Raw genomic sequence first — 21,700 nt, 5'->3', positions numbered from 1 at the left:
CGGTGTGAACGGCGCACCGTTTACGGTTCGATGACCCCTTGCGCGTCGTGATCGCCATTTTGACACTCGCTGACCTGTCGAGAGTGTATAGCAGAATATATAGCTAATTCGGACGTGCGGGGGCGATCTAGAGGCGGCTTTCCCGTGTCTCCAAGGTATTAGCGTTAGAAGATGCGATGGAAATGGCGGAGAGACAGGGATTCGAACCCTGGGTCGGCTCTCACCGACAACGGTTTTCGAGACCGCCGCATTCGACCACTCTGCCACCTCTCCGCGTCAGGGGTCTTCCTGTGGGGCGGATTTAGCGGTCCGCGCGCGCCCTTGCAACCCGTTTTTCGCGCAAATCGTAATTCAGGTGCGGCGCGCGCGTCATTGTGCGCTTTAGCGCATCCGCAGAGCGCCATCCAGACGGATCACTTCGCCGTTCAAATAGCCGTTTTCAATGATGAAACCGACGAGGCGGGCGTATTCGACGGGATCACCGAGCCGCTTGGGAAAGGTCACCTCGGCGGCGAGGCTCTCTTGCACCTCTGCGGGCAGACCTTTGAGCATCGGGGTGGCGAAGATGCCCGGCGCGATGGCGCAGACGCGTACGCCTTGGCTGGCCAGATCGCGCGCAAGCGGCAGGGTCATGCCCGCAATCCCCGCCTTGGAGGCGGCGTAGGCGGCCTGGCCTTTTTGTCCGTCAAAGGCGGCGATTGAGGCGGTGTTAACGATCACGCCGCGCTCGGTGCCGGAGTTTTTCGCCATCTCGGCGGCGGCCAGACGCAGCACGTTGAAGGTGCCGATCAGGTTGATGTCGATCGTGCGCTCAAAACTGGCCAGCTGATGGGGGCCTTCGCGCCCGACAACGCGCTCGCCCGTCGCGATGCCTGCGCAATTGACCAGCGCGTCGATGCCACCCATCCCCGAAACGGCCTGCGCGATCCCCTCTGCCACACTTTGTTCCGAGGTCACATCGACCGCGACAGCCTGCGCCCCGATCTGCGCCCCATGCGCCTGCGCGCCCGCCAGATCACGATCAAAAATCACCACCTGCGCGCCCGATTGCGCCAAAAACTGCGCCGTCGCGGCCCCCAAACCGGATGCCCCTCCGGTCACCAAAACGCGTAAGTCCTTCAACTCCATGTGAGCCTCCTCGAAATGAACACCCGTTCAATAACCGGGTCGCGCGAAGCTTTTGTCCAGTCTTGTCAGGCCATTGTGCAGGTGCAGAAATTCGAGGCCGATCACGTTTTGGCAAGTTCCCGCTGAGGGCTGGAACCGAACCCCTTGTAGAAGACTTAAACAGACGTAGATCACGCGAACGGCTCTACCCGAAAGGTTAGAGTGGGGGCACACATCCCCAAAAAAGGAGAGAAAGAAGATGAAACGTATTCTAATGAGCTCGAGCGTCCTGGCAGTTATCGGCGGGGCAGCATTTGCAGGTGGATATACGGCTCCGGCAGCAGAGCCTGTTGTCGCAGCGGCACCTGTGGTCGTGGCACCGATGGCTGACTGGGGCGGCTTTTACGCCGGTGCTCAGTTGGGCTATGGCGACGCAAGTGACGCCGTGGACGACAGTGGCGTTGTCGGTGGTGTGCATGGTGGTTACCTGTACGACTTCGGCAAATATGTTGCGGGTGGCGAGCTGGCTTTCTCGGGCGCCGATATCACGGACGATGCGCAAAACAGCAAAATTGACAGCTTCACCGACCTCAAGTTTATCGGCGGTGTGAAACAGAACAACTGGCTGTTCTACGGCGGTCTTGGTGCGTCCTACATCAAGGGCGACACGGCAGGCGGCGTCTCGGCCAGCGACACTGTTCCGATGGCGACGCTCGGCGTGCGCTACAAGGTGCGGCCGAATATGACGGTTGGTGGCGCGGTTGATTATCGTAAAGGCGATGATTTCGACGGTTCCGGACAGGATCTCGACCTGACCACCGTATCGTTGACGACCTCGTTCCAGTTCTAATTGAACTGACGCGATGCAAGATTGGGGTGTGGGCTGCGGCCTGCACCCCTTTTTGTTGCGCGTAGGTCGTGGCGGGCGTCAGATGTCGGCGCGGATCAAGCCGAGGCCGCGCAGATACACGCCAATGCCGCTTTCCAGCAGATCCTCAGGGGCGTAGGGCGCGCGGTTGCCTTCGCGTGCGTATAGCTCCACGACGCCGTGGCTCATCGCCCAGATATGGGCTGAAACCATCGCCACGGGCGGGCGGCGATCGGGCGGGACATGTTCCATCAGCGCAGCCGTGGCGCGCTCCATCACGCGATCGGCGCGCTCGGCCACCTTCGCCAGATCGGTGGAACGATTTGGGGAAATGCCGCTTTCAAACATCGCCATGTAGTGACCGGGATATTTGCGCGCAAAGGCGAGATAGGCGCGCCCGGTGGCCGAAAACGCCGCCAGCGCCGAGGGCTCGCCGCCATTCCAGGCATGTTCCAACACATCGCCGAAAATCAGATAGCCCTGACGTGCGCATTCCGCGATCAGGTCTTCGCGCCCCTCGAAATGGCGATAGACAGCGGCAGGGGTGACGCCTGCGCGCTTGGCGGCCTCAGAGAGCGTAAAGCCGGTCGGGCCTTTCTCCTCGATCAAGGCAAGCGCCGATGCCACCAGCGCCTGACGCAGGTTGCCGTGGTGATAGCCTTGCTTAGACATTCAGAATATCAATGCCGCCGCAGATGGAAGTATCAACCTTTCCAATGGCTTTCGCATCTTTCTTCGCGTAATCCACGGCGTTCAGAATGGTCTGGATCGCCGCGATCCGGGCGCGTTTCTTGTCATCCGAGCGGATCACCGTCCATGGCGCGTGTTCGGTATCAGAGCGCTCTAGCGTGTCCTGAATGGCCTCGCTATAGGCGTCCCAGCGTTTCAGGCCCTCAACGTCGATCCAGCTGAGCTTCCATTGCTTGAGCAGATCGTTCTCGCGCGCAAGGAAGCGGCGCAACTGCTCGGCGCGATCCACATTCAGCCAGAGCTTGACCAAAATGATCCCGTCATCGACCAACATCTTTTCAAAATCAGGGAGTTGCGCGAAGAAGTGCTTGCGCTGTTTTTGCGTGCAAAAGCCGAAAACATGCTCGACCACGCCGCGATTATACCACGAACGATCAAACATCGCGATCTCACCCGCAGCGGGCAACCAATCGACATAGCGCTGGAAATACCATTGCGTGGCTTCTTTTTCGGTGGGCTTCGGCAAGGCCACCACATAGGCCGAGCGCGGGTTGAGGTTTTGCCGCAAGCGCCCGATCGTGCCGCCTTTGCCCGCCGCGTCGCGACCCTCAAAGACCACAGCCAGACGCTTGCCGGTTTCCTTCAGATCCCACAGCATCTTGACCAGTTCGACCTGCAGCTTGTCCATCTGGCGGTCATAGGCTTTGCGCTTTAACTCTTCGTCGTAAGGGTATGATTTTGATAATATATCGTCTTTATCCGATTGCTCGATAGCATGGCGCACGGCTTTCGGGGCCTCATTGCGCAGATAGGCGGTAATCTCACCCACGAAGGGGATATCAAGCGGATCTTTGAGCTTGTCCTTGGCCATATCAGACTCCTCGTTTGGCGCAGTATGGGGCGCGCCCGAAACGGGTGCAAGATGGCGCGCGACCGTGGCGCCCAGGATTGACCGGGCGATGAGTATTTAGAGCTAGATGAAAGAGCGGCTCAGCGCAGTTTCATCTGGCCCGAAGTACTCTCGTCGGAGGCATTTTGCTGCGTATCCTTCAACAATTTCGCGCGCGCAGCGACCCGGTCCACGGCCTCAACCACCGCATCGGTTGCGATTTGCGGCGTCATATGACCCACACCGGGCAGCGAGATCAGTTCGGCACCGGGCACCTGACGCGTGAAGGGGAACGCGTGGATTTTCTCGCCCACGATGGTATCGGCATCGCCATGTACCGACAAGACGGGCAAGTCGAGCTTGGGATACTCTGGGATCATCTGACTGATCTCACCCTCAAGATCGGCGCGCTGGCGGGCGTTCACGCGCATCGTTTGCACCCGCAGCGTCATGCTGGGGCCAAACCATTGCGCATAGCCTTTGGGCATCTCCTGGGGGGCAAAAACGGCGGCGACCTCATGGTTCACAATCGCAGGCGGGGTCCAGGCCGATATCAGCGGCACGGCAATCGCCTGACCCAAGGGCGGAGATGTGATTTGATAGAGCAGCGGCAGCGGGCTGTTCCATTTCTGCGAGGGGGCAGACACGGGCACCAGACCGGACAGCGTATCGGGCAGGGTGACCGCCCAGGCAATTGCCACTGAGCCGCCATAGGAATGGCCCAGGACGATGGGGTCGCGCGCGCCAGCCTTAAGCGTGGCCTGTTGCAGCAGCTTCGCCTGATCGAAAATCGTGTCGTGATCGGCGGGCAGCGGGTCGGACCAGCCAAAACCGGGACGGTCGGGCACGAACACGCGATAGCGCTTGGCCAGTTCCGGTGCCAAGGCAAATGTCAGATCACGCGCAGATCCCGACGCGCCGTGGATCAGCACCAGATCAGGCCCCTGATCGCCCATCACCACCATGTGCACGCGTTGCCCGCCGACATCGACGAAAATCCCGTTTGGCGGATAATCTGCCTCGGCTTGGCGCGCACGCCAGGTGTCGAGGCCCCAAGTCGCCCCGCCAAGCACGATGACCAGAAGGATAAAGCTAGCGGCCAATCTCAGCCATGTCATAGGGAGTCCCCTGATAAATCTCGTTAATCCAGTTGCCGTAAAGAAGGTGGGCGTGGCTTTTCCACCGGTTCGTGGGCGTCTGGTTCGGGTCGTCATCGGGGTAGTAATTCGCGGGCACGTTGATTGGTTTCCCTGACGTTACGTCACGGTCGTATTCTTCCTTCAAAGTGGTGCTGTCATATTCGAGATGGTTAAAGACATAGAGCGCACGGTTGGCGCGGTCTTCGACGAGGCAGGGGCCAGTCTCATCGGAATGCAGCAACGTGACCATGCCCGCCGTTTCCAGCTCGGGGCGTTTCATTTCGGTCCAACGGCTGACGGGGATCAGCAGATCGTCGGAAAACCCGCGCAAATAGGGCGAGGCGGGCGCGCAATTGCGATGGCGAAAGCAGCCAAACGCCTTGTGATCCAGCGCGTGTTTCGCGACGCCGTGGAAATAATGCGCCATCGCCATGCCGCCCCAGCACACGCCGAAGGTCGAAAACACATGGCTTTGCGTCCACGCGAACACTTGCTGCAACTCGCCCCAGTAATCGACCTCTTCGAACGGTATTTGTTCGATCGGCGCGCCGGTGATGATCAGCCCGTCGAATTTCTCGCCCGAAGCCGCGACCTCACTGAAAGAGCGGTAGAATTCCTCCATATGCTCGGCGGCGGTGTTGCGCGTGACGTGGTCGGACATTTTGATCAGTTGAAAATCGATCTGCAAAGGCGTCGCGCCGATCAGTCGGGCAAACTGGTTCTCGGTCTGGATTTTCTTTGGCATCAGGTTGAGCAACGCGATCCGCAGCGGGCGGATTTCCTGCGATTGCGCGCGTGAGGGCGACATCACCATCACGCCTTCCTGCGACAGCTTGTCAAAGGCGGGCAGGTTTTCAGGAAGCGTGATCGGCATTGTTTTTCAGTCTCTTATGGTTCGAAGTTAATACGGGTCGCTGCCCGTTTCGGATCACTCGGGCAGCGCATCTGCGATCAGGGATGTAAAGTCTTTTGCATCGCGGACAAGATACAGATCTTGCGCGCGGATTTTCACGCCCCAGTTTTGCGCCATCGCTGCGTAGCGCGGTTGGCGATGGGCCAGTGCTTGCGCATAGGTCCAGCGAACGAAGGCATCCGGGTCGACCTTATCCTCGGGCTCGCCGGTTTCCGCGCGATATTGCGCCCACATTCGGGCCAGAAACTCCGGCTGATAATACATCGGCTTGGGCGCGCGATCAAAACGCTCGACCAGTTCGGCGGTATGCGCGTCTGATCCCTCGATCCAGACCATCAACTGGTTTTGCGACAGCGCACGCAGGATCGGATCATTCGCATCCTCGGGATCCACCACCTCACAGATCGAGCCGCCCGTGTCGCACAGGAAATTCTCGATACCGTAGATGTCGCGCGCGCGCTGCGCGAAATGCGCGCTATCGAGCAGCGCGGCCATCTCGGCCTCGCGGTGTTGGCTTTGGCGGTGCATATACTCGTCAAAGGGCAGGCCGCCCTTGGCCGGATCGCCCGGCTTGCCGAGATAGGATGACAGCGGGGCGAGGTTGTCGAACGTAATGTTCGAGGCGATATAAACCGAGTCCGAGAGCAACAACTCCGCCAGAAACGGGTTTTTCATCGCCTCGCGTTTGAAATTATCGGCGATATATTCGCCCATATAGCGCGTGCCGATGCGGTAATCGACGGAGTAGTGAAACCAGCCCGCCTCGCGCAGCAGATTGGCCGCCCAGGTCTTGCCCAGCCCTGACATGCCAAACAGCAGCACCCGTTTGTCCTTGGCGTTCAGCCAGTCTGCGCGGTTGGAATAGATCATGCGGCCCTCAAATCTTGCGCCCCTTTCCTAGCGCAGCGGCGCGCGCACGTCACCCCGATTTCGGGCGTCGGTTCAAGATCATAAGTCCCACAGCCAGCAGCGCAAACCCGATCAGTTCCGCCCAGCCCAGACGCTCGCCATACACAGCCCAACCCGCGACAATGGCAACGGGCGGGATCAGCAGCGTCACCAGCGCCAGATTGGCCGCGCCTGCCAGCGCGAGGATGCGGTAATACAGCAGATAGGCCAGCGACGAGCAGCCCACCGCCAGCCAGATCAGCGCCGCCCAAACGGAAGGCGCGAAATCAAGTGTGGGCACGCCATCAAAGACGAGCATTAGCGGTAAGGTCCAAAGTGCGCCTGCGCTCAGCATGCCTGCCGCGGCGACCTCGGGGCGCATTTTACGGGTGGCGAAGCGCGCATAAGCGCCTGCAAAACCATAGCTCGTGGCGGCGCCGAGGATCGCGATCTGGCCTGCCGAGGTCAGATCGAACCCGCCAAGTGCGTCCGGGCCAATTGCCACGATCACCCCGGCAAAGCCAGTGGCGATGCCAAGGCTTTTGCGCGCGCTCAGCCGTTCGTCGCGAAATACCATCGCTGCGATCAACGCGCCGAAAATCGCGGTCGAGGCGTTCAGGATCGAGGCCAGCCCGCTATCGATATGCTTCTGTCCCCAGACGATTAGCGTGAAGGGGATGGCGTTGTTGAGCAGCCCCATGACCGTGAAATGGAGTAGGATACGCGGATCGCGCCCCACCGGGATTTTGCGCAATGCCACCCAGAGCCATAACAGCACAGCACCGCCTGCGACGCGGATGAATACAACGGTGAACACATCCGCCCCCGTAAGGGCGGCGCGGTTGGACAGGAACGACGAGCCCCAAATCAGCGCAAGCCCCGCGAGCAATGCCCAAGCGAGCGGCGAGAGAGAGATCGGGGAGGGGGTAGGTTGGTTTTTCATGGGCCAAGCGATAGGGCGCAATCGCGCCGCACGCCACCCGGAAGTTGCTCAAAAGAAAAGCCCCGCGTTGAGGGCGGGGCTTTTCAGATTTTGAATCAGGTTAGGCGATCAGAAGTTGATGGCCAAGCGTACGCCTGCGCCCCAACCGGAGTTGCCGGAGAATTCGCCGCCTGTGCCAGCAGTAATCACGTTGGTTTTAGCATCCCCAATATCGACATAGCGAACGCCGCCGGTGATCTTGATATTATCGGTTGCCTGATAACTCGCCGCCAGCGAGACCGACTTGTAGCCATCTGTCGGGCCGAGATTGCCGGTGGTGCCAGGCTGGGTTTTCTCATAGCCAAACATGACCGCACCCGACCACTGGTCGTTAAAGCGACGTCCAACGCCGAGGCTCCAAGAGGTTGAGTTGTTGTTATATTCGACCAACGCGCCTTGACCGGCACGCTCGCTGTAAGCCGGGGGGGTGATGTCGAACTGCGTCCAATGCACCCAGCGCACGGAGCCCATCAGCAGCGTGTCTTTGGCGATGCCGGTCTGAAATTCCAGATTGACGGACTCTGGCACCGTGGTTTTGAAGCCGTTCGTCGTCGCGCCCAGCAGGGTGGGATCCACGCCCCATTCTGTCGCGGTGAAGTCGTGATCGATCTTGGAATTGTAGGTAAGTGCTACGCGGGCGGCGATCTCAGGCTTTTCCCAAGCTACACCGATGACGTAACCGTAATCGGTCTCGTTTGAGGTCTTGAGCAAATAATCCCCGCCAAATGCCGAAACGTTCACAGCGGGAAGATAGGCTTTGCCTTTGGCCTGCTCGATGCGCAGACCGCCGTAAACCGAAAAATTCTGCGGCAGTTTGTATCGCACAAGACCGGTGATAGCGTTTGAGTTCACCTCGGCCGTCGAACCGGCAAGCGGATAGGTGGTGCCTGCGCGATAATTGATATTTGCGCCAATCGGCTGATCCAAAATGATAGCAACATCAATTTTGTCGTTCAGCGATTGCTTGTAGCCTAAGCTATAGGTGCCATAGCCGGGCGCCATGTCTCCCGAGGACGACCGATTCAATGCAAACGTCCCCGACACATCGGGATTGAACCCGCCAATGTTGACTTCTGCGTAATTGCCTTTTTCAAACAGGATGCCGACCGATTGCGTCGAACGCTCCACTCCGCCTGCCTGCGCCATCCCGGCGCTCAGCGCCACGACCGCAGCCGTTGTCATAATACGCTTCATGATGTTCCTCTTCCCTAACGTATGTCTTGGTTCCCTGAGAAAAAGCCTATCACCCGATTGGGCTAGATCAATTCGCGATTTTTCCTGACGCTACGTCGAACCCCTATGCTGCAGCGCAGCTTGTGGTGCGCAAGCCACGCTTTTTGACGTCTGCGTCAACTTCCGAACTATCGGGTTTAGAAAATCCCCAGGAATCGGCTTGCGGTTAGGGCAATGACCCAAAACGTCGCAAGCGCGGAAGCGATCAAAAAAGCGGCCCAACGAGTCATGCGCGGGGCAGGGATGTGGGGTTTTCGACTCATTGCGATCCTCGTAATTTTTATCCCCGCCATTAAGCGCTTTTTAGGTAAATCCTGTCTTAACGGGGCCATGATCACGTCCAATATTTCCCTGCACCCGTTCGAGGGGGCCGATTGGCAAGCCGCCCTTGAGGCGCTTGCTGGCCCCGGCGTGAGCGCATTTCAGCAATCTGCGCCTTACGGCGATGTGATGCGCGCGCTGGGGCGCAAGGTCGCGCGGGTTGAGATCCGCTCGGGCACTGCGCGGATCGGGTTGGTGCAGATGATTGCGCGCTCAAAGCTATGGTTGATCTCGCGCGGGCCGGTGTTCGGGCCAGATGTTCCGCAGATTGTACAACAGGCGGCATTGCGCAGGCTGGCGCGTCGCGTCGGCGTTGTGATCGCCACACCAGAGCGGGCCGTTGGCGGGTTTGGTCTGATCCCGCTGATCTCGCCGCGCCATCACGCGATCTGGTCGCTCTCGCCCGCTGAGCCAGACTTGCGCGCGGGGCTTGCGGGGAAATGGCGCAACCGATTGGTTGCAGCCGAGCGTGCCGGTCTGCGCCTGCGCGTTGAGCGCAATATCGACTGGATTTTGCACGCCGATCAGGTCCAGCAGGCGGCGCGCGGCTATCGTGCCTTGCCTGCACGTTTCACGCAGGCCTGGGCCAAATGTGCACCCGATGGCTTGCGCGCGTGGCGGGTTGAGGATCGCGACGGGCAGCGCCTGGCCGGGTTGGTCGTGCTGCGTCACGGCGCGGGGGCGAGCTATCATATCGGCTGGAGCGGGGCGCAGGGACGCCGCGTCGGGGCGCATAATTTCGGGCTGTGGCACGCGGCGTTGTGGCTGCGTCGCAAGGGAGGCGCGCGCTTTGATTTGGGTGATATCAACTCGGAAGACGGGGCAGGGCGGATGCATTTTAAACTGGGCACGGGCGCGCAGCCTCACCCTTTGGGCGCAACCGCGTGGGTCGTGCCAAACTAGCGAGAGTTCGCCTAGATTTTGCTAAGCTGCTCGGCTAAGGCTTTGCCTGAGTAACAAAATCGGTCATTTTGACGCGGCACGCGCGCGATGATCTGACCTATAAGACGCGCCAAGAGAGGCCTCATTATGTCATTTGCCCCCGCCAAACCAACACCCAAGGGCTTGTTCCGGCGCACGCCGCCTGCCGCATTCCCGCCTATTCTGGGGTTGATGGGCCTTGGGGTTGCGTGGCGCCGCGGGGTCGATCAATTCGCTTTGCCCCCCGCGCTGGCCGAGGCGTTGTTGGGCGCAGTCACCTTGCTCGCGCTGTTTGCATTTGTCGCCTACGGGGTGAAATTCCTGCGCCGCCCCGGCGTGCTGCATGAAGATTTGCGCATCCTGCCCGGTCGTGCGGGATTGGCGGCGATTATACTGTCACAGTATTTCGTCGCGGTCGCCTTGGCACCCTATTCGAGCGTGGCGAGCGTTATTTTCTGGGGCACCATCGCGCTGCATCTGGCCTTCAACATTTTTGTTATCATTGATCTTGTGCGCGGCCCGGCCGAGCAACGCCGCGTCACCCCCGTCTGGCAGTTGATCTTTACCGGCTGGATCGTGGGCGCGGTAGCGGCTCAAGTCCTTGGACTCGCCACGATTGCAATTTGGCTGTTCTGGGCGTCGCTGATCTCGGCGCTTGGCCTTTGGGCGATCTCCTTGCAGCAATTCTCGCGCGAAAGCGTGCCCGCGCCATTGCGCCCGTTATTGGCGATCCATCTTGCCCCGGCGGCGCTGATCGGAACGGCGGGCGCAACCTATAACGCCGAGGGAATTGCGCAGGTAATGGCGCTGCTGTCTGCGGGCTATCTGATCACTTTGGTGGTGTCCGCGCGCTGGCTTTTGGCGTCGGGGTTCACGCCGCTTTGGGGGGCGTTGACGTTTCCGTTGGCAGCCACCGCAGGATGCTGGCTGGCGGTAGGCGGCATCTGGGCGCTGCCGGGCGCGTTGCTGCTGGTGGTGGCGACTGTCGTGATCATTCCAATTGCGATCAAGGTGATCCAGCTTTGGATGAAGGGCCAGCTTGCGCTTAAGACAAACGCCGCGATTGCCTAAGCAAAGCTGGCTTGCGCCTTCGGGGGGTTGCCTTTGGGATCATTGCGTGAAACAGGAAACTGCCAAACGCATCTGGACCCGGAGATCCCCCCATGCAGATTCGCGAGGCACTCACCTTTGATGATGTCCTTCTTGTTCCCGCAGCCTCATCGGTGCTGCCCTCGGACGCGGACGTCGCCACAAATGTGACCCGTTCGATCCGTCTCAATATCCCGCTGCTCAGTTCCGCGATGGATACCGTCACCGAGGCGCGCATGGCGATTGCGATGGCGCAGGCGGGCGGCATGGGCGTGATCCACCGCAACCTCACGATTGAGCAGCAGGCCAATGACGTGAGCCGGGTGAAGCGCTTTGAAAGTGGCATCGTTTACAATCCGATCACCTTGCGCGCCGATCAGACACTGGCCGATGCCAAAGACCTGATGGAGCGTTACAATATCACCGGTTTCCCGGTGGTGGATGGCGACAAGCGCGTGGTCGGGATCGTGACCAATCGCGACATGCGCTTTGCAAGCGATGATAAGACGCCCGTGTCGGCGATGATGAGCCATGATAATCTGGCGATCCTCACCGAACCGGCGGATCGCGATCAGGCGCGCGAATTGATGAAAGAGCGCCGGATCGAGAAGTTGCTGGTCACCGATGGGGCGGGCAAGCTGACCGGGCTTTTGACGCTCAAAGACACCGAGAAATCGGTGCTGCATCCGCTGGCGTGCAAGGATGACAAGGGGCGTTTGCGGGTGGCTGCGGCCTCGACTGTGGGCGATGCCGGTTATGAACGCTCTTGCGCGCTGATCGAGGCGGGCTGCGATCTGATCGTGATCGACACCGCGCATGGCCATTCCGAGGGTGTGGCGCGCGCGGTTGAGCGTGTGAAATCCTTCCGCGAGGGTGTGCAGGTGGTCGCTGGAAACGTCGCCACCGCCGAGGCCACAAAGGCGTTGATCGGGGCGGGGGCGGATGCGGTCAAGGTCGGCATCGGTCCCGGCTCGATCTGCACCACGCGTATTGTGGCGGGCGTAGGCGTGCCGCAACTGACGGCGATCATGGATGCCTCAAGCGCGGCGGGCGACATTCCAATCATCGCCGATGGTGGCATCAAATTCTCGGGCGATTTCGCCAAGGCCATCGCGGCGGGCGCGTCCTGCGCTATGGTCGGCTCGGCCATTGCGGGCACCGATGAATCGCCGGGCGAGGTGATTTTGTATCAGGGCCGCTCGTATAAATCCTATCGCGGGATGGGCAGCCTTGGCGCGATGGCGCGCGGCTCGGCGGATCGCTATTTCCAGAAAGACGCCGCAAGCGACAAGCTGGTGCCCGAGGGGATTGAGGGCCAAGTTCCCTACAAAGGCCCCGCCGGCGCGGTGATCCACCAGCTCGTCGGCGGCCTACGCGCCGCGATGGGCTATACCGGCTCGGCCACCGTGGCGGACATGCGCGGCGGGTGTAACTTCGTGCGCATCACCGGATCGGGGCTTAAGGAAAGCCACGTCCACGACGTGCAAATCACCCGCGAAAGCCCGAACTACCGGGTTGGGTAATTTCGCAATCTTCGGAGTAAAACGACGCGCAGCTCTATGGGTTGCGCGTTTTTTTTGATTTCTCAGGGCGCGTCTGTCGTGCCGATGCGCCGCTCCATCAGGCGTTGGAACAGGCGCGGCGACAGGCGGTGGATATACCACGACGCCCGCGCGATGCGCCCGACGGGGATCATCGGGGTCTTACGTTTCACCCCGCGCAAGATCACGCGCGCTGCGGCCTCGGGCGTCATGTAATCGACGCCGTCCGTGGCAGAGCCGGGGCGTGCGATGCCGTCGTCTTGGCGCTCGGCCTGCCCGATATTGGTGGCCACGAAAGAGGGTGCTGCGATCTGCACGCGCACGCCATGACGCGCCTCTTCTGAGCGCAGCGAGCTGAAAAACCCTCCGAGCGCGTGTTTTGAGGCGGCATAGGCGGTGCGATGATACAGCGGCGAAAACCCTGCCACTGATGAGATCGCCAGATGCGTGCCACCGCTTGCGCGCAGCGGCAGTAGAAATTCGCGCGCCATTGCAACGGCGGCAAAATAGTTGATTTCGAAGACGCGGCGATGGGCGGGCTCGCCAAGCGCCTCGAAGGGGCCGATTTGCGTCACCCCCGCATTGTAGATTACCAAATCAATGTGCGGATGCGTGGCGATAACCTGCGCACAGGCGCGCTTGAGCTGCGCTGGATCGGTCAGGTCGCAGGCAATCGCCTGCTGGCCGGGCATATCACCCAGCCCCGAGATGTCGCGATCCAGAAGAACCACCTGCCAGTCCTCCGAACGTAGCGCCGCCGACAGTGCGCGCCCCAAGCCTCCAGCGCCGCCCGAGATGACGGCGACGGGCGCGCTCATAGCCCCGCCTCACGACACCACAGGTCGAACACCTCGGCGCTGCTGAGTTCGGGCGTGTAGCCGAAATCGCGTTTCAGCGCATCATTAGCCAGCACCGGACGATATTGCAAAAACCGTACCTGCTCAGGCCCATAGCGGCTAAGCCGTAGCGGATGGGCCAGCGCCAAAGCCGTCTTAATTAGACCCGCGGGTAGGGTGCGCACGGGTTTGCCCAAGCGCCGTGCGAGGTCGCGCACCCCAAGCGCACCATCGCCCGCCACGTTGTAAATCCCCGCCGGCCCGTCAGTGGCCGCGCGCTGCAAAATGCGTGCCAGATCATGGGTCCAGATAAAGACGAACGGGCTATCCGCGCCCCGGATCGCGAGCAGGCGGGGCTTGCGAAATAGAGCGGTGATCTGGTTGTCGGTGCCAGCCCCCAGCACCGTGCCGACCCGCAACACGACCTGTTCCAGCGCCGGGTGCGCGGCACGGGCCTGTGCCAGCATTTCCTCAACCTGACGCTTGTGATCGGCATAGGCAAACGCGACATTGCCCCGCAGCGCATCATCTTCGCGCAGCGGCACGGGGTTGTCGGCGTGATAGCCATAGGCGGCGCCCGACGAGGTCACGACAAGGCGGCGCACACCATTTGCAAGCGCGGCCTCCAACACCTTGCGCGAGCCTTCAACATCGACCGCATGAGCCAGATCGCGCCCCATGCCCGGACCGGGTGTCACGATAGAGGCGAGATGCACGATCACCTCGGGACGCTCGGCGGCGATCACGCGGGCAGGGGCGTCGGTGGTCACATCAAGAGCCACGAAACGCACCGCTTCGGGCAGATCCGCGGGCGCCTTGAGATCGGTTGCGATCACCTCATGCGCGCCGCCCGCCAGTTGTGCCATCAGCGCGCGTCCGATCATGCCACCCGCGCCGGTTATCAGGATCTTCGTCATCGTGCGGCCTCCTTGCGCACCATGAGGGTGGACAGGGTAAATCCTGCGATGATGTGCCAGATGCCCCAGAAGGCGGCGACGATGGCCATGCCGCCAAGCCCTCCGAAGAACGCAAAGATCAGCACCAAACCAAGGCCGGAATTCTGAATCCCCGTCTCGATTGTGACGGAGCGGCGATCATAGGGCGACAGCCCCGCCAGCGTCGCCATGCCATAGCCCCCCGCAAAAGCCAGTGCGTTATGAAGCACAACCAACCCAGCAATCAGCCCGACAAATTGCAGGAAATAGGACCAGTTCGCGGCGAGCGAGAGCAGAACAAACGCCAAGAATATCCCCATCGACACCCATTTCAGCGGCCCACGCAACCGTGCGGTAATATCGGGGCGCGCTTGGTTCAGCGCGATCCCCGCCAGCAGCGGCAGCAACAGCATAACGACGACGGTGATCGCCACTTGCACAGGGTCGATTGAGGTTTCATGCAGCAGCGCGCGGGTCGGGCCATAGAGGCTGCCCCAAAAGGCGATGTTCAAGGGTGTCAGCACAATCGCGGCGGCCGTCGAAAACGCCGTGAGCGACACCGACAGCGCGGTATTGCCGCCCGCGCGATGGGTGAAAAAGTTCGACACATTGCCACCGGGACAGGCCGCCACAAGGATCAACCCCAACGCAATCGAGGGGCGCGGCTGCATCACGCTGACCAGTGCAAATGTCAGCGCCGGCAACACGAAGAACTGCGAGGCAAACCCCACGATCAGCGATTTCGGGCGCGCCAGCAGCGCACGAAAATCGCGCGGTGCCAGATCTATCGCGACGGAGAACATCACGATGCCAAGGATCGCATTGAGCAAGTGCAACGAAGCGGGGCTGAAATTCAGATGGATCGCATCAAGCCCGGTCATGCCGCGCCTCCCTTGCCAAGGGCCTTGATCCAGCCGGTGACGGCGCGCCGGTATGTCGCTTTGTCGACGTAGTAGGCCATGCGGGCGAGGTTGAGATAGGCCATGCCACCGGTGGCGCGCTCAAACCCGCGCGCTTTTTCGGCGTGCAGTTTCTTTGCCGCCTCTGCGCCCTCACGCAGACCGCGAATGTAGCGCGCGACCATCTCGGCTTGCTCATGACGGCCCTGCCAGCCAAGCCCGCTGGCCTCAAGCATGCCCAGCACAAAGATATCGTCGCGCTCGGGATGCATCGCGTTGAGATACAGATGGGGTGCATCGCCCTGCCAGTTCAGCAACTTTGGGTCGATGAACGGGTAGTGCAGTTTGTAGCCGGTTGCCGCGAGGATCATGTCGTAATCGGCCTGCGTGCCGTCTTTGAAATGCACCGTATGGCCCTCAAGGCGCGCAATATCGGGGCGCACGTTCAGATCACCGTGCCCGGCGTGAAACAGCACCAACGAATTCACCACAGGATGGCTTTGATAGAGTTTATAATCGGGCTTGGGGAAGCCGTATTTCGTGGGGTCGCCGACAAACCATTTCAGGATCGTGCCATCAATCCGCCGCTTGAGCCACATCGGCAAACGGATAGCCCCGCCCATCGTATCGGCGGGTTTGCCAAAGACGTATTTGGGCACGAAATAATAGCCGCGCCGCACCGACAGATCGCAGCTGGTCCCGTGATGGATCGCATCCACCGCGATGTCGCAACCCGAATTCCCCGCGCCCACCACCAACACGCGCTTGCCCTTGAATTGCTCGGGGTCGCGATAGGCCGAGGAATGGATCAACTCGCCCGCGAAGTTGCCGGGAAACTCGGGCATGTTCGGCTCGCTCAGCGTGCCATTGGCGATCAGCAGCCCGGCGAACACCTCCTCATGCTCGCCGCTCGCATCGCGCCAGTGAATGCGCCAACCCTCGCCATCGCCGCCCAGAGGCTCGGCCCGCGTGACCTGCGCGCCGAAATGGTAAAACCGGCGCAGATCGAAATGATCGGCGAAGTCGCGGAAATAGCGCGCCATCTCGCGGTGGCTGGGGTATTCCGCCACCTCCTCGCGCATCGGGAAATCGGTAAATTCCGTCATCCGCTTGGACGAAATCAGATGCGCGCTTTGATACATCGTCGAAAGCGGCCCCTCGATATCCCAAAGCCCGCCCACATCGCTGTGCACCTCAAAGCCTTGAAACGCGACTCCCTGTTCGCGCAATACCTTGGCTGCGGCCAGACCCATGGGGCCCGCGCCGATAAGGGCGAATTTGCCCCGCGTGTCTGTCATGCTATATCTCCTCCCAGAGATCTCTTAAATTGAACGAATGTTCAAAATAAGCAAGCCCCTGCGTGATGACAGTTAAAAAAGAGAAAAAGCAAAGACTTAGGGCGCCATCCAAGCGATCCCTCGCGAGTCGTTCACGAATTCTCGATGCCGCAGAAGTGGTTTTTGCGCGCGATGGATTCGAAGGGGCGAAGGTGCGCGACATTGCCGCTGCCGCCGAGGCGCCCTTAGGTCTGGTGCATCATCACGGGGGCGGTAAAGAGGCGCTGTTTCGTGAGGTGGTCGAGCGGCGCGCCGAGGCACTGTCGCGGCTGCGACTGGCCGCACTCGAGCAGGCGAAATCAGATGGGGCGTTGACGCTAAGTGCAATCCTGCGTTGCTTTTTTCAGCCCTATCTGGAAAAGGCCGAGGGCGGGGATGCGCAATGGCTGGCCTATGCGCGCCTTGTGGCAATGGTCTCTGCCGATCCCGCATGGGCCAAGATTTCGGCCGAGCTGTTTGACCCGACCGCGCAACGTTTCATCGACGAAATCGCGGGGCTGTACCCGCAGGCGGGGCGCGCGCAGGCGGCCGAGGCCTTTGTCTATTCGGTCGCGGCACTTTTGGCGTTCCTGACAGCGCAATGGCGCGTGTCGGCTTTGTCAGAGGCGGCAGGGGCGCAAGTTACGATTGACGGGCTGGTGGCGTTTTGCGCTGCTGGGTGTCAGGCGCGGTTGGAGCAAGGATAGGGCACTGGCGCATCATGATGAGTAAGCTGAAACGCCTTGAAATTTAGGGGTTTATCGTGAATAGCACGCGATAAGGGTGCGGCCGAAACGCTCTGCGAATTGCTTGAGGAATGGAATGCAAGATTATGGAAAATAGACATAAAGTGCTTTCCTGTCAGGTGCGCAGATGACCCCGGCCGCCCGCATCGCCGCAGCGATTTCACTGTTGGATCGCATCGCATCAGGTGACCCGGCAGAGCGCGCGTTAACCAATTGGGCGCGTACAAACCGCTATGCAGGTTCTAAGGATCGCGCCGCAATCCGTGATCACGTCTTCGATGCGCTGCGCTGCCGTGGCTCGTTCGCAGCGCTTGGCGGAGGGGAGCAGGGCCGCGCGCTGATGCTGGGCATGATGCGCGCACAACTGATTGATCCTGATGCGCTTTTTACAGGTGAGGGCTATGCGCCGCAGCCCCTCACTGACACCGAGCGCGCCGCCTTTGAGGCCGCCGCACCCGAGAATATCGCAGCGCTTGACTGGCCCGCATGGCTGCGGCCGATTTTGCAGGCCGATTTGGGCGCTGATTACCCTGCGATTTCGCAAGCGATGCGTGCGCGCGCGCCGGTTTTTCTGCGCGTGAACCTAGCGCATGGCACGCGCGATCAGGCACAAACCGCCCTTGCAGGCGAAGGCATTATCGCTCAACCCCATGTCTTGGCTGAAACGGCGCTTGAGGTAACCCAAGGCGCGCGTTTGATCCAGCGCTCGCAGGCCTATTTAAATGGTTTGGTCGAGCTGCAAGATGCCTCGTCGCAGGCTGCTGCAGCGTTGTTACCTTTGGCACCCGGTGACCGCGTGCTTGATTATTGCGCGGGCGGGGGCGGCAAGGCCTTGGCAATAGCCGCCGCCTGTCCGCAAGCCCGGATTTTTGCACATGACGCCGATCCGGGCCGAATGCGCGATTTGCCCGCTCGCGCGAAGCGCGCCGGTGCGCGCATAACACAACGTCCGCCCGGTGATCCGGGGGCAGGCTATGACGTCGTTTTGGTCGATGCGCCCTGTTCGGGTTCGGGCACATGGCGGCGCACGCCAGAGGCGAAATGGCGTCTTGATCCCGCGCGCTTGTCTGAGCTTTGCGCGCTACAGGCTCAGATCTTGATGGCGGCCGCGGATTTGGTCGCGCCGGAAGGGGCGTTGGCGTATATGACATGTTCCGTGTTACAGGCGGAAAATGAAGATCAGCTTAATAAAATCGCTGATTATGGCTGGTCCGTGGAGATCGCGCGTCGATTTTCGCCGCAGTCTGGCGGGGACGGATTTTTTGCGGCTGTGCTGCGTCGGAGTCAGGGCGCTCGATAAAATTTCTCTTAGATTGACTCAATCAAAGGTTGTGTTTTTATGGCCGTTAATGCGGCTTTAATCCTTTATGCCCGCATATAGTAAGGACGATTCTGAGAGGATTTCCTGCGTGGCGAATAGTAATGTGACATTGCAGCCGATGACCCGCACGATGGCGCTCCTTGCGCCGGGCGGAATTTATCTGGCTTTTGCGGCGGTCATCGCGGCGGGGATTGGGGTGTTGGTGCCAGATCGCCTGACGATGTGGGCGATGTTTTCCACCTCTGGCACATTGTTCGTTGTCGCGGGCGCAACACGGGTTGCGTGTCTCTATCAACGCAGCCGCCAAACCCGGATGCATCGTCTGATTTCAGAGTTTATCGCCCATGATGCGTCGCCTTCGTTCACAACGGATGCAGATGGCGAAATCGGGTTTCAAAACCGTGCCGCTCTAGAGCGGTTCGGCTCACGCGGGGGGCAGGTTTTGGCGCGCTCTCTGGGGGAATTGTTTGCTAATCCCGCGACAGTTTTGCGCCGCTTACAAAGCAAGGCATCAGCCTTGGGCGCGGCGCGCGAGGATCTGGTGACGCGGCGCGGCCATGTGCGTTTGTCGGTCCATCAAATCGGGGACGATGGCTTTTTGTGGCGTCTCGAGGATATGGCAGAGCGCCCTATCGGGGGGCGTGGTGCGGAAACGATTAGCCTGCCAATGCTGACAGCTTCCGAGAATGGCACGATTCTATTCATGAACGAGACGATGCGCCGTCTCGTCGGGGAACGGATGCGCACGCTTGAGCGGATATTCACGGATTTGCCGCTGCGCTCGGGCGAAACCCACGAAATTACGACGCCTGATGGAAAAGTTCGTGCGACTGTCGCGCAGATTGATGGCGGGGGTGGTCGTTCGGAAATCTATCTTTTGCCGATAGAGACAGGCCAGACACCGACAGATGCAGGCGGCTTTGAAAATCTGCCCGTGGCGCTGATGAAGCTTGGCGCGCATGGCGAAGTCACGGCCATCAACCGGGCGGCACGCGGGTTGCTGGGAAAAACGGCGCTGGATGTTCATTTATCAGAAATTCTTGAAGGACTAGGTCGCCCTGTCGGAGATTGGGTCGCCGACGCGCTTGAGGGGCGGGCAGACCGTCGCCCCGAAGTGCTGCGTGCGCGGCGTGGCGACAAAGAAGTGTTCTTGCAAGTAACGCTCGCGCGCATTGTCGAGGGCGGACGTGCTGGTTTGATGGCGGTGCTCTCAGATGCCACCCAACTTAAAACCCTTGAGGCGCAGTTTGTTCAAAGCCAAAAGATGCAAGCTATCGGTCAGCTCGCAGGTGGCGTGGCGCATGATTTCAACAATCTTCTGACCGCCATTTCGGGACATTGCGATCTGTTGATGTTGCGCCATGACAAAGGCGATTCCGATTTTGCCGATCTGGATCAGATTAGTCAGAATGCCAATCGGGCGGCCTCTCTTGTCGGCCAATTGCTGGCGTTTTCGCGCAAGCAAACGCTGAAGCCTCAGGTCATTGATTTGCGTGATACGCTGTCGGACATGACGCATTTGCTCAATCGTTTGGTTGGAGAAAAAGTGCTTCTGACGCTGGAACATGACTCTGAATTGTGTGCAATCCGGGCCGATAAACGCCAGCTAGAACAAGTGCTTATGAATCTCGTAGTTAATGCGCGCGATGCGATGCCGGGCGGCGGAGAAATTAAAATTGAAACTGGAAACCTGCACCTTATCCAAGACGTGCCGCGCGATCGCGTGACGGTTCCCAAGGGCGATTATGTTGCCGTCAAGGTGTCGGATGAGGGGACGGGGATTGCAGCGGACAAGTTAGGAAAAATCTTCGAACCTTTCTTCACAACGAAACGCATCGGTGAAGGTACGGGTCTGGGGCTTTCGACGGCGTACGGCATTATCAAGCAGACGGGCGGATATATCTTTTGCGACACCGTGGTAGGGTCTGGGACGTGCTTTACAATCTATCTTCCGGTCCATGACCGTGTGCCGCAAAGCGACGCAGAGGTTCCCAAATCGTCTGGGGCTCGCGCGCCCTCTGACATGGCCATTCAGGGCAACGCCACGGTGCTTTTGGTGGAGGATGAGGCGCCCGTTCGCGCATTTGCATCGCGCGCGCTAAAACTGCGTGGCTATTGCGTACTTGAAGCGGAAAATGCTGAAGAAGCGCTGGAAATGCTGGGTGCGCCTGATCTCGATGTCGATATTTTTGTAACTGACGTGATTATGCCAGGGATGGATGGGCCAACATGGGTCACCGAAGCACTCAAAACGCGCCCTGGCACAAAGACAGTCTTCATGTCGGGCTATGCTGAAGACGTGTTCCAAAACGGAGATTGTCCGGTGGAAAACTCTGTCTTCCTGCCCAAACCCTTCTCGCTGAGTGAATTAACAGCCACAGTACAAAACCAATTGGGATGATCACCCCAACGATTCGTACAGCTTGAAATCACTTTTCATAGCTTGGGTTAGCGCGGCCTGCGTTGTCTCTGACAGCGTCACATCCACTGCCGGAGGAACGTTCACACGCGGCAAAGTGATCGCAAAATCAAGCTGATCTTCAAGGAAATGTACGAATCTATCAATTTGATCGTATCGAAAAATCGTATCCACTGCGCATGTTCCCGGGGCATCACACAGGAACTCTGACTGGCTAGAGAAATTTGCGTGAGCAGGGCGAGAGGGTGAGATGTAATCTTGAGCAAACTGTTCGAATGTGCGTCCAATCATCGGATGATCCGGGTCTTCATCATCGTCTCGTAGTCGAAAGCGATACCAAGATCGCAACCAGTCAATCGGCTGGCGCATTAACGCGACGGTGGTGAACGCCTCGCCGCTTTTTTGCGCCAAATATGGCGCTAAGTAACCTTGGAAGTCCTGCGCTGAGGTATGTTTGAGTTCTGCGGGGCGCAGAATTGCAACATCTGCGAGCGGCTCAAGTGCGGCTTCAATTGCCGAAGATCCCGCCTTAGGCGTCGCAAGAAAAACGAGCTTTTGCTTCCAAAATATCAGCATTTTATGCCTCGCGAACGTAAAAATCATCCCTCCATACCGATTGCAGGTTAAACGGTAAACCTTTCATTAAG

The 21,700-nt window shown here is 59.8% G+C and carries 20 protein-coding genes and 1 tRNA gene; 7 read left to right on the top strand and 14 right to left on the bottom strand.

What is annotated here, in order from left to right:
* Window positions 1-183 precede the first annotated feature (183 nt).
* Both DT23_RS05190 and DT23_RS05185 read right to left on the bottom strand, forming a co-directional pair.
* A tRNA-Ser gene (locus tag DT23_RS05190) sits at window positions 184-273 on the bottom strand.
* 108 nt (window positions 274-381) lie between these two features.
* A complete protein-coding gene (locus DT23_RS05185) occupies window positions 382-1,128 on the bottom strand; it encodes an SDR family NAD(P)-dependent oxidoreductase (RefSeq protein WP_038128968.1) in 747 nt (248 codons plus the stop codon).
* Window positions 1,129-1,366: 238 nt separating this feature from the next.
* Here DT23_RS05185 and DT23_RS05180 point away from each other — a divergent pair, with 238 nt between their 5' ends.
* Entirely contained in the window at window positions 1,367-1,957 is a 591-nt protein-coding gene (locus DT23_RS05180) for an outer membrane protein (protein ID WP_038128964.1), read from the top strand.
* Window positions 1,958-2,035: 78 nt separating this feature from the next.
* On the opposite strand, the gene DT23_RS05175 is transcribed toward DT23_RS05180, so the two are convergent.
* From DT23_RS05175 to DT23_RS05145, 7 genes are all read right to left on the bottom strand, one after another.
* Window positions 2,036-2,647 (bottom strand): TetR/AcrR family transcriptional regulator, encoded by a 612-nt coding sequence (locus DT23_RS05175; RefSeq protein WP_038128961.1) that lies wholly within the window; start codon window positions 2,645-2,647, stop codon window positions 2,036-2,038.
* Window positions 2,640-3,536 carry a polyphosphate kinase 2 gene (gene ppk2, locus DT23_RS05170; RefSeq protein ID WP_038128959.1) on the bottom strand — a complete coding sequence of 299 codons (897 nt, stop codon included), beginning with the start codon at window positions 3,534-3,536 and terminating at the stop codon, window positions 2,640-2,642. The genes DT23_RS05175 and ppk2 overlap by 8 nt, the downstream gene beginning before the upstream one ends.
* A 119-nt stretch (window positions 3,537-3,655) precedes the next feature.
* Entirely contained in the window at window positions 3,656-4,672 is a 1,017-nt protein-coding gene (locus DT23_RS05165) for an alpha/beta fold hydrolase (protein WP_081846926.1), read from the bottom strand.
* Entirely contained in the window at window positions 4,647-5,567 is a 921-nt protein-coding gene (locus tag DT23_RS05160) for a homoserine O-succinyltransferase (protein ID WP_038128956.1), read from the bottom strand. The genes DT23_RS05165 and DT23_RS05160 overlap by 26 nt, the downstream gene beginning before the upstream one ends.
* Before the next feature lie 54 nt (window positions 5,568-5,621).
* Window positions 5,622-6,476, bottom strand: coding sequence for a hypothetical protein (locus DT23_RS05155; RefSeq protein ID WP_038128955.1), 855 nt, complete (start codon window positions 6,474-6,476; stop codon window positions 5,622-5,624).
* A gap of 49 nt (window positions 6,477-6,525) precedes the next feature.
* A complete protein-coding gene (locus tag DT23_RS05150) occupies window positions 6,526-7,437 on the bottom strand; it encodes a DMT family transporter (RefSeq protein WP_038128953.1) in 912 nt (303 codons plus the stop codon).
* 108 nt (window positions 7,438-7,545) lie between these two features.
* On the bottom strand, window positions 7,546-8,670 hold the full coding sequence (locus DT23_RS05145; RefSeq protein ID WP_038128949.1) for an OmpP1/FadL family transporter: 1,125 nt from the start codon (window positions 8,668-8,670) through the stop codon (window positions 7,546-7,548).
* A 369-nt stretch (window positions 8,671-9,039) separates the two neighbouring features.
* On the opposite strand from DT23_RS05145, the gene DT23_RS18435 reads away from it, so the two are divergent.
* The 3 genes from DT23_RS18435 to guaB all read left to right on the top strand — a co-directional run bounded on the left by DT23_RS18435 (window position 9,040) and on the right by guaB (window position 12,563).
* Complete coding sequence (locus DT23_RS18435) at window positions 9,040-9,933, top strand: GNAT family N-acetyltransferase (protein ID WP_162177173.1); 894 nt, start codon at window positions 9,040-9,042, stop codon at window positions 9,931-9,933.
* 126 nt (window positions 9,934-10,059) lie between these two features.
* Complete coding sequence (locus DT23_RS05125; RefSeq protein WP_038128942.1) at window positions 10,060-11,022, top strand: TDT family transporter; 963 nt, start codon at window positions 10,060-10,062, stop codon at window positions 11,020-11,022.
* A 92-nt stretch (window positions 11,023-11,114) separates the two neighbouring features.
* The gene (gene guaB, locus DT23_RS05120; protein WP_038128940.1) at window positions 11,115-12,563 is read left to right on the top strand and encodes an IMP dehydrogenase; all 1,449 of its coding nucleotides are present in this window, start codon (window positions 11,115-11,117) and stop codon (window positions 12,561-12,563) included.
* A 62-nt stretch (window positions 12,564-12,625) separates the two neighbouring features.
* Here the strand turns inward: guaB and DT23_RS05115 are convergent, their stop codons facing one another.
* From DT23_RS05115 to DT23_RS05100, 4 genes are read right to left on the bottom strand one after another with little or no spacing between them, the layout of a single operon-like run.
* Complete coding sequence (locus tag DT23_RS05115) at window positions 12,626-13,399, bottom strand: SDR family NAD(P)-dependent oxidoreductase (RefSeq protein WP_038128939.1); 774 nt, start codon at window positions 13,397-13,399, stop codon at window positions 12,626-12,628.
* Window positions 13,396-14,334 carry an SDR family oxidoreductase gene (locus DT23_RS05110; RefSeq protein WP_038128937.1) on the bottom strand — a complete coding sequence of 313 codons (939 nt, stop codon included), beginning with the start codon at window positions 14,332-14,334 and terminating at the stop codon, window positions 13,396-13,398. The genes DT23_RS05115 and DT23_RS05110 overlap by 4 nt, the downstream gene beginning before the upstream one ends.
* Window positions 14,331-15,233: a bile acid:sodium symporter family protein gene (locus DT23_RS05105; RefSeq protein ID WP_038128936.1), complete on the bottom strand. Its 903-nt coding sequence runs from the start codon at window positions 15,231-15,233 to the stop codon at window positions 14,331-14,333. Before DT23_RS05105 ends, DT23_RS05110 begins: the two co-directional genes overlap by 4 nt.
* Entirely contained in the window at window positions 15,230-16,549 is a 1,320-nt protein-coding gene (locus DT23_RS05100; RefSeq protein ID WP_038128933.1) for a flavin-containing monooxygenase, read from the bottom strand. Before DT23_RS05100 ends, DT23_RS05105 begins: the two co-directional genes overlap by 4 nt.
* A gap of 65 nt (window positions 16,550-16,614) precedes the next feature.
* On the opposite strand from DT23_RS05100, the gene DT23_RS05095 reads away from it, so the two are divergent.
* The 3 genes from DT23_RS05095 to DT23_RS05085 all read left to right on the top strand — a co-directional run bounded on the left by DT23_RS05095 (window position 16,615) and on the right by DT23_RS05085 (window position 21,035).
* Window positions 16,615-17,274 (top strand): TetR/AcrR family transcriptional regulator, encoded by a 660-nt coding sequence (locus tag DT23_RS05095; RefSeq protein WP_038128932.1) that lies wholly within the window; start codon window positions 16,615-16,617, stop codon window positions 17,272-17,274.
* Window positions 17,275-17,440: 166 nt separating this feature from the next.
* Entirely contained in the window at window positions 17,441-18,613 is a 1,173-nt protein-coding gene (locus DT23_RS05090) for an RsmB/NOP family class I SAM-dependent RNA methyltransferase (protein WP_038128930.1), read from the top strand.
* Between the two features lie 241 nt (window positions 18,614-18,854).
* Window positions 18,855-21,035 carry an ATP-binding protein gene (locus DT23_RS05085; RefSeq protein WP_476718434.1) on the top strand — a complete coding sequence of 727 codons (2,181 nt, stop codon included), beginning with the start codon at window positions 18,855-18,857 and terminating at the stop codon, window positions 21,033-21,035.
* Here DT23_RS05085 and DT23_RS05080 read toward each other — a convergent pair whose 3' ends face one another.
* Entirely contained in the window at window positions 21,036-21,656 is a 621-nt protein-coding gene (locus DT23_RS05080) for a sulfotransferase family 2 domain-containing protein (RefSeq protein ID WP_240473546.1), read from the bottom strand.
* Window positions 21,657-21,700 lie beyond the last annotated feature (44 nt).

Origin of the sequence: Thioclava indica (genome assembly GCF_000714545.1) — a bacterium.
Lineage (GTDB): Bacteria > Pseudomonadota > Alphaproteobacteria > Rhodobacterales > Rhodobacteraceae > Thioclava > Thioclava indica.
The sequence above is the reverse complement of the archived record's forward strand: the minus strand, read 5'-3'. Positions and strand labels throughout refer to the sequence as shown.

Excerpts from the sequence above, each read along its gene's own strand:
- DT23_RS05185 (WP_038128968.1), bottom strand. The coding sequence starts at position 1,128 with ATGGAGTTGAAGGACTTACGCGTTTTGGTGACCGGAGGGGCATCCGGT.
- DT23_RS05180 (WP_038128964.1), top strand. The coding sequence starts at position 1,367 with ATGAAACGTATTCTAATGAGCTCGAGCGTCCTGGCAGTTATCGGCGGG.
- DT23_RS05175 (WP_038128961.1), bottom strand. The coding sequence starts at position 2,647 with ATGTCTAAGCAAGGCTATCACCACGGCAACCTGCGTCAGGCGCTGGTG.
- ppk2 (WP_038128959.1), bottom strand. The coding sequence starts at position 3,536 with ATGGCCAAGGACAAGCTCAAAGATCCGCTTGATATCCCCTTCGTGGGT.
- DT23_RS05165 (WP_081846926.1), bottom strand. The coding sequence starts at position 4,672 with ATGACATGGCTGAGATTGGCCGCTAGCTTTATCCTTCTGGTCATCGTG.
- DT23_RS05160 (WP_038128956.1), bottom strand. The coding sequence starts at position 5,567 with ATGCCGATCACGCTTCCTGAAAACCTGCCCGCCTTTGACAAGCTGTCG.
- DT23_RS05155 (WP_038128955.1), bottom strand. The coding sequence starts at position 6,476 with ATGATCTATTCCAACCGCGCAGACTGGCTGAACGCCAAGGACAAACGG.
- DT23_RS05150 (WP_038128953.1), bottom strand. The coding sequence starts at position 7,437 with ATGAAAAACCAACCTACCCCCTCCCCGATCTCTCTCTCGCCGCTCGCT.
- DT23_RS05145 (WP_038128949.1), bottom strand. The coding sequence starts at position 8,670 with ATGAAGCGTATTATGACAACGGCTGCGGTCGTGGCGCTGAGCGCCGGG.
- DT23_RS18435 (WP_162177173.1), top strand. The coding sequence starts at position 9,040 with ATGATCACGTCCAATATTTCCCTGCACCCGTTCGAGGGGGCCGATTGG.
- DT23_RS05125 (WP_038128942.1), top strand. The coding sequence starts at position 10,060 with ATGTCATTTGCCCCCGCCAAACCAACACCCAAGGGCTTGTTCCGGCGC.
- guaB (WP_038128940.1), top strand. The coding sequence starts at position 11,115 with ATGCAGATTCGCGAGGCACTCACCTTTGATGATGTCCTTCTTGTTCCC.
- DT23_RS05115 (WP_038128939.1), bottom strand. The coding sequence starts at position 13,399 with ATGAGCGCGCCCGTCGCCGTCATCTCGGGCGGCGCTGGAGGCTTGGGG.
- DT23_RS05110 (WP_038128937.1), bottom strand. The coding sequence starts at position 14,334 with ATGACGAAGATCCTGATAACCGGCGCGGGTGGCATGATCGGACGCGCG.
- DT23_RS05105 (WP_038128936.1), bottom strand. The coding sequence starts at position 15,233 with ATGACCGGGCTTGATGCGATCCATCTGAATTTCAGCCCCGCTTCGTTG.
- DT23_RS05100 (WP_038128933.1), bottom strand. The coding sequence starts at position 16,549 with ATGACAGACACGCGGGGCAAATTCGCCCTTATCGGCGCGGGCCCCATG.
- DT23_RS05095 (WP_038128932.1), top strand. The coding sequence starts at position 16,615 with ATGACAGTTAAAAAAGAGAAAAAGCAAAGACTTAGGGCGCCATCCAAG.
- DT23_RS05090 (WP_038128930.1), top strand. The coding sequence starts at position 17,441 with ATGACCCCGGCCGCCCGCATCGCCGCAGCGATTTCACTGTTGGATCGC.
- DT23_RS05085 (WP_476718434.1), top strand. The coding sequence starts at position 18,855 with ATGTGGGCGATGTTTTCCACCTCTGGCACATTGTTCGTTGTCGCGGGC.
- DT23_RS05080 (WP_240473546.1), bottom strand. The coding sequence starts at position 21,656 with ATGATTTTTACGTTCGCGAGGCATAAAATGCTGATATTTTGGAAGCAA.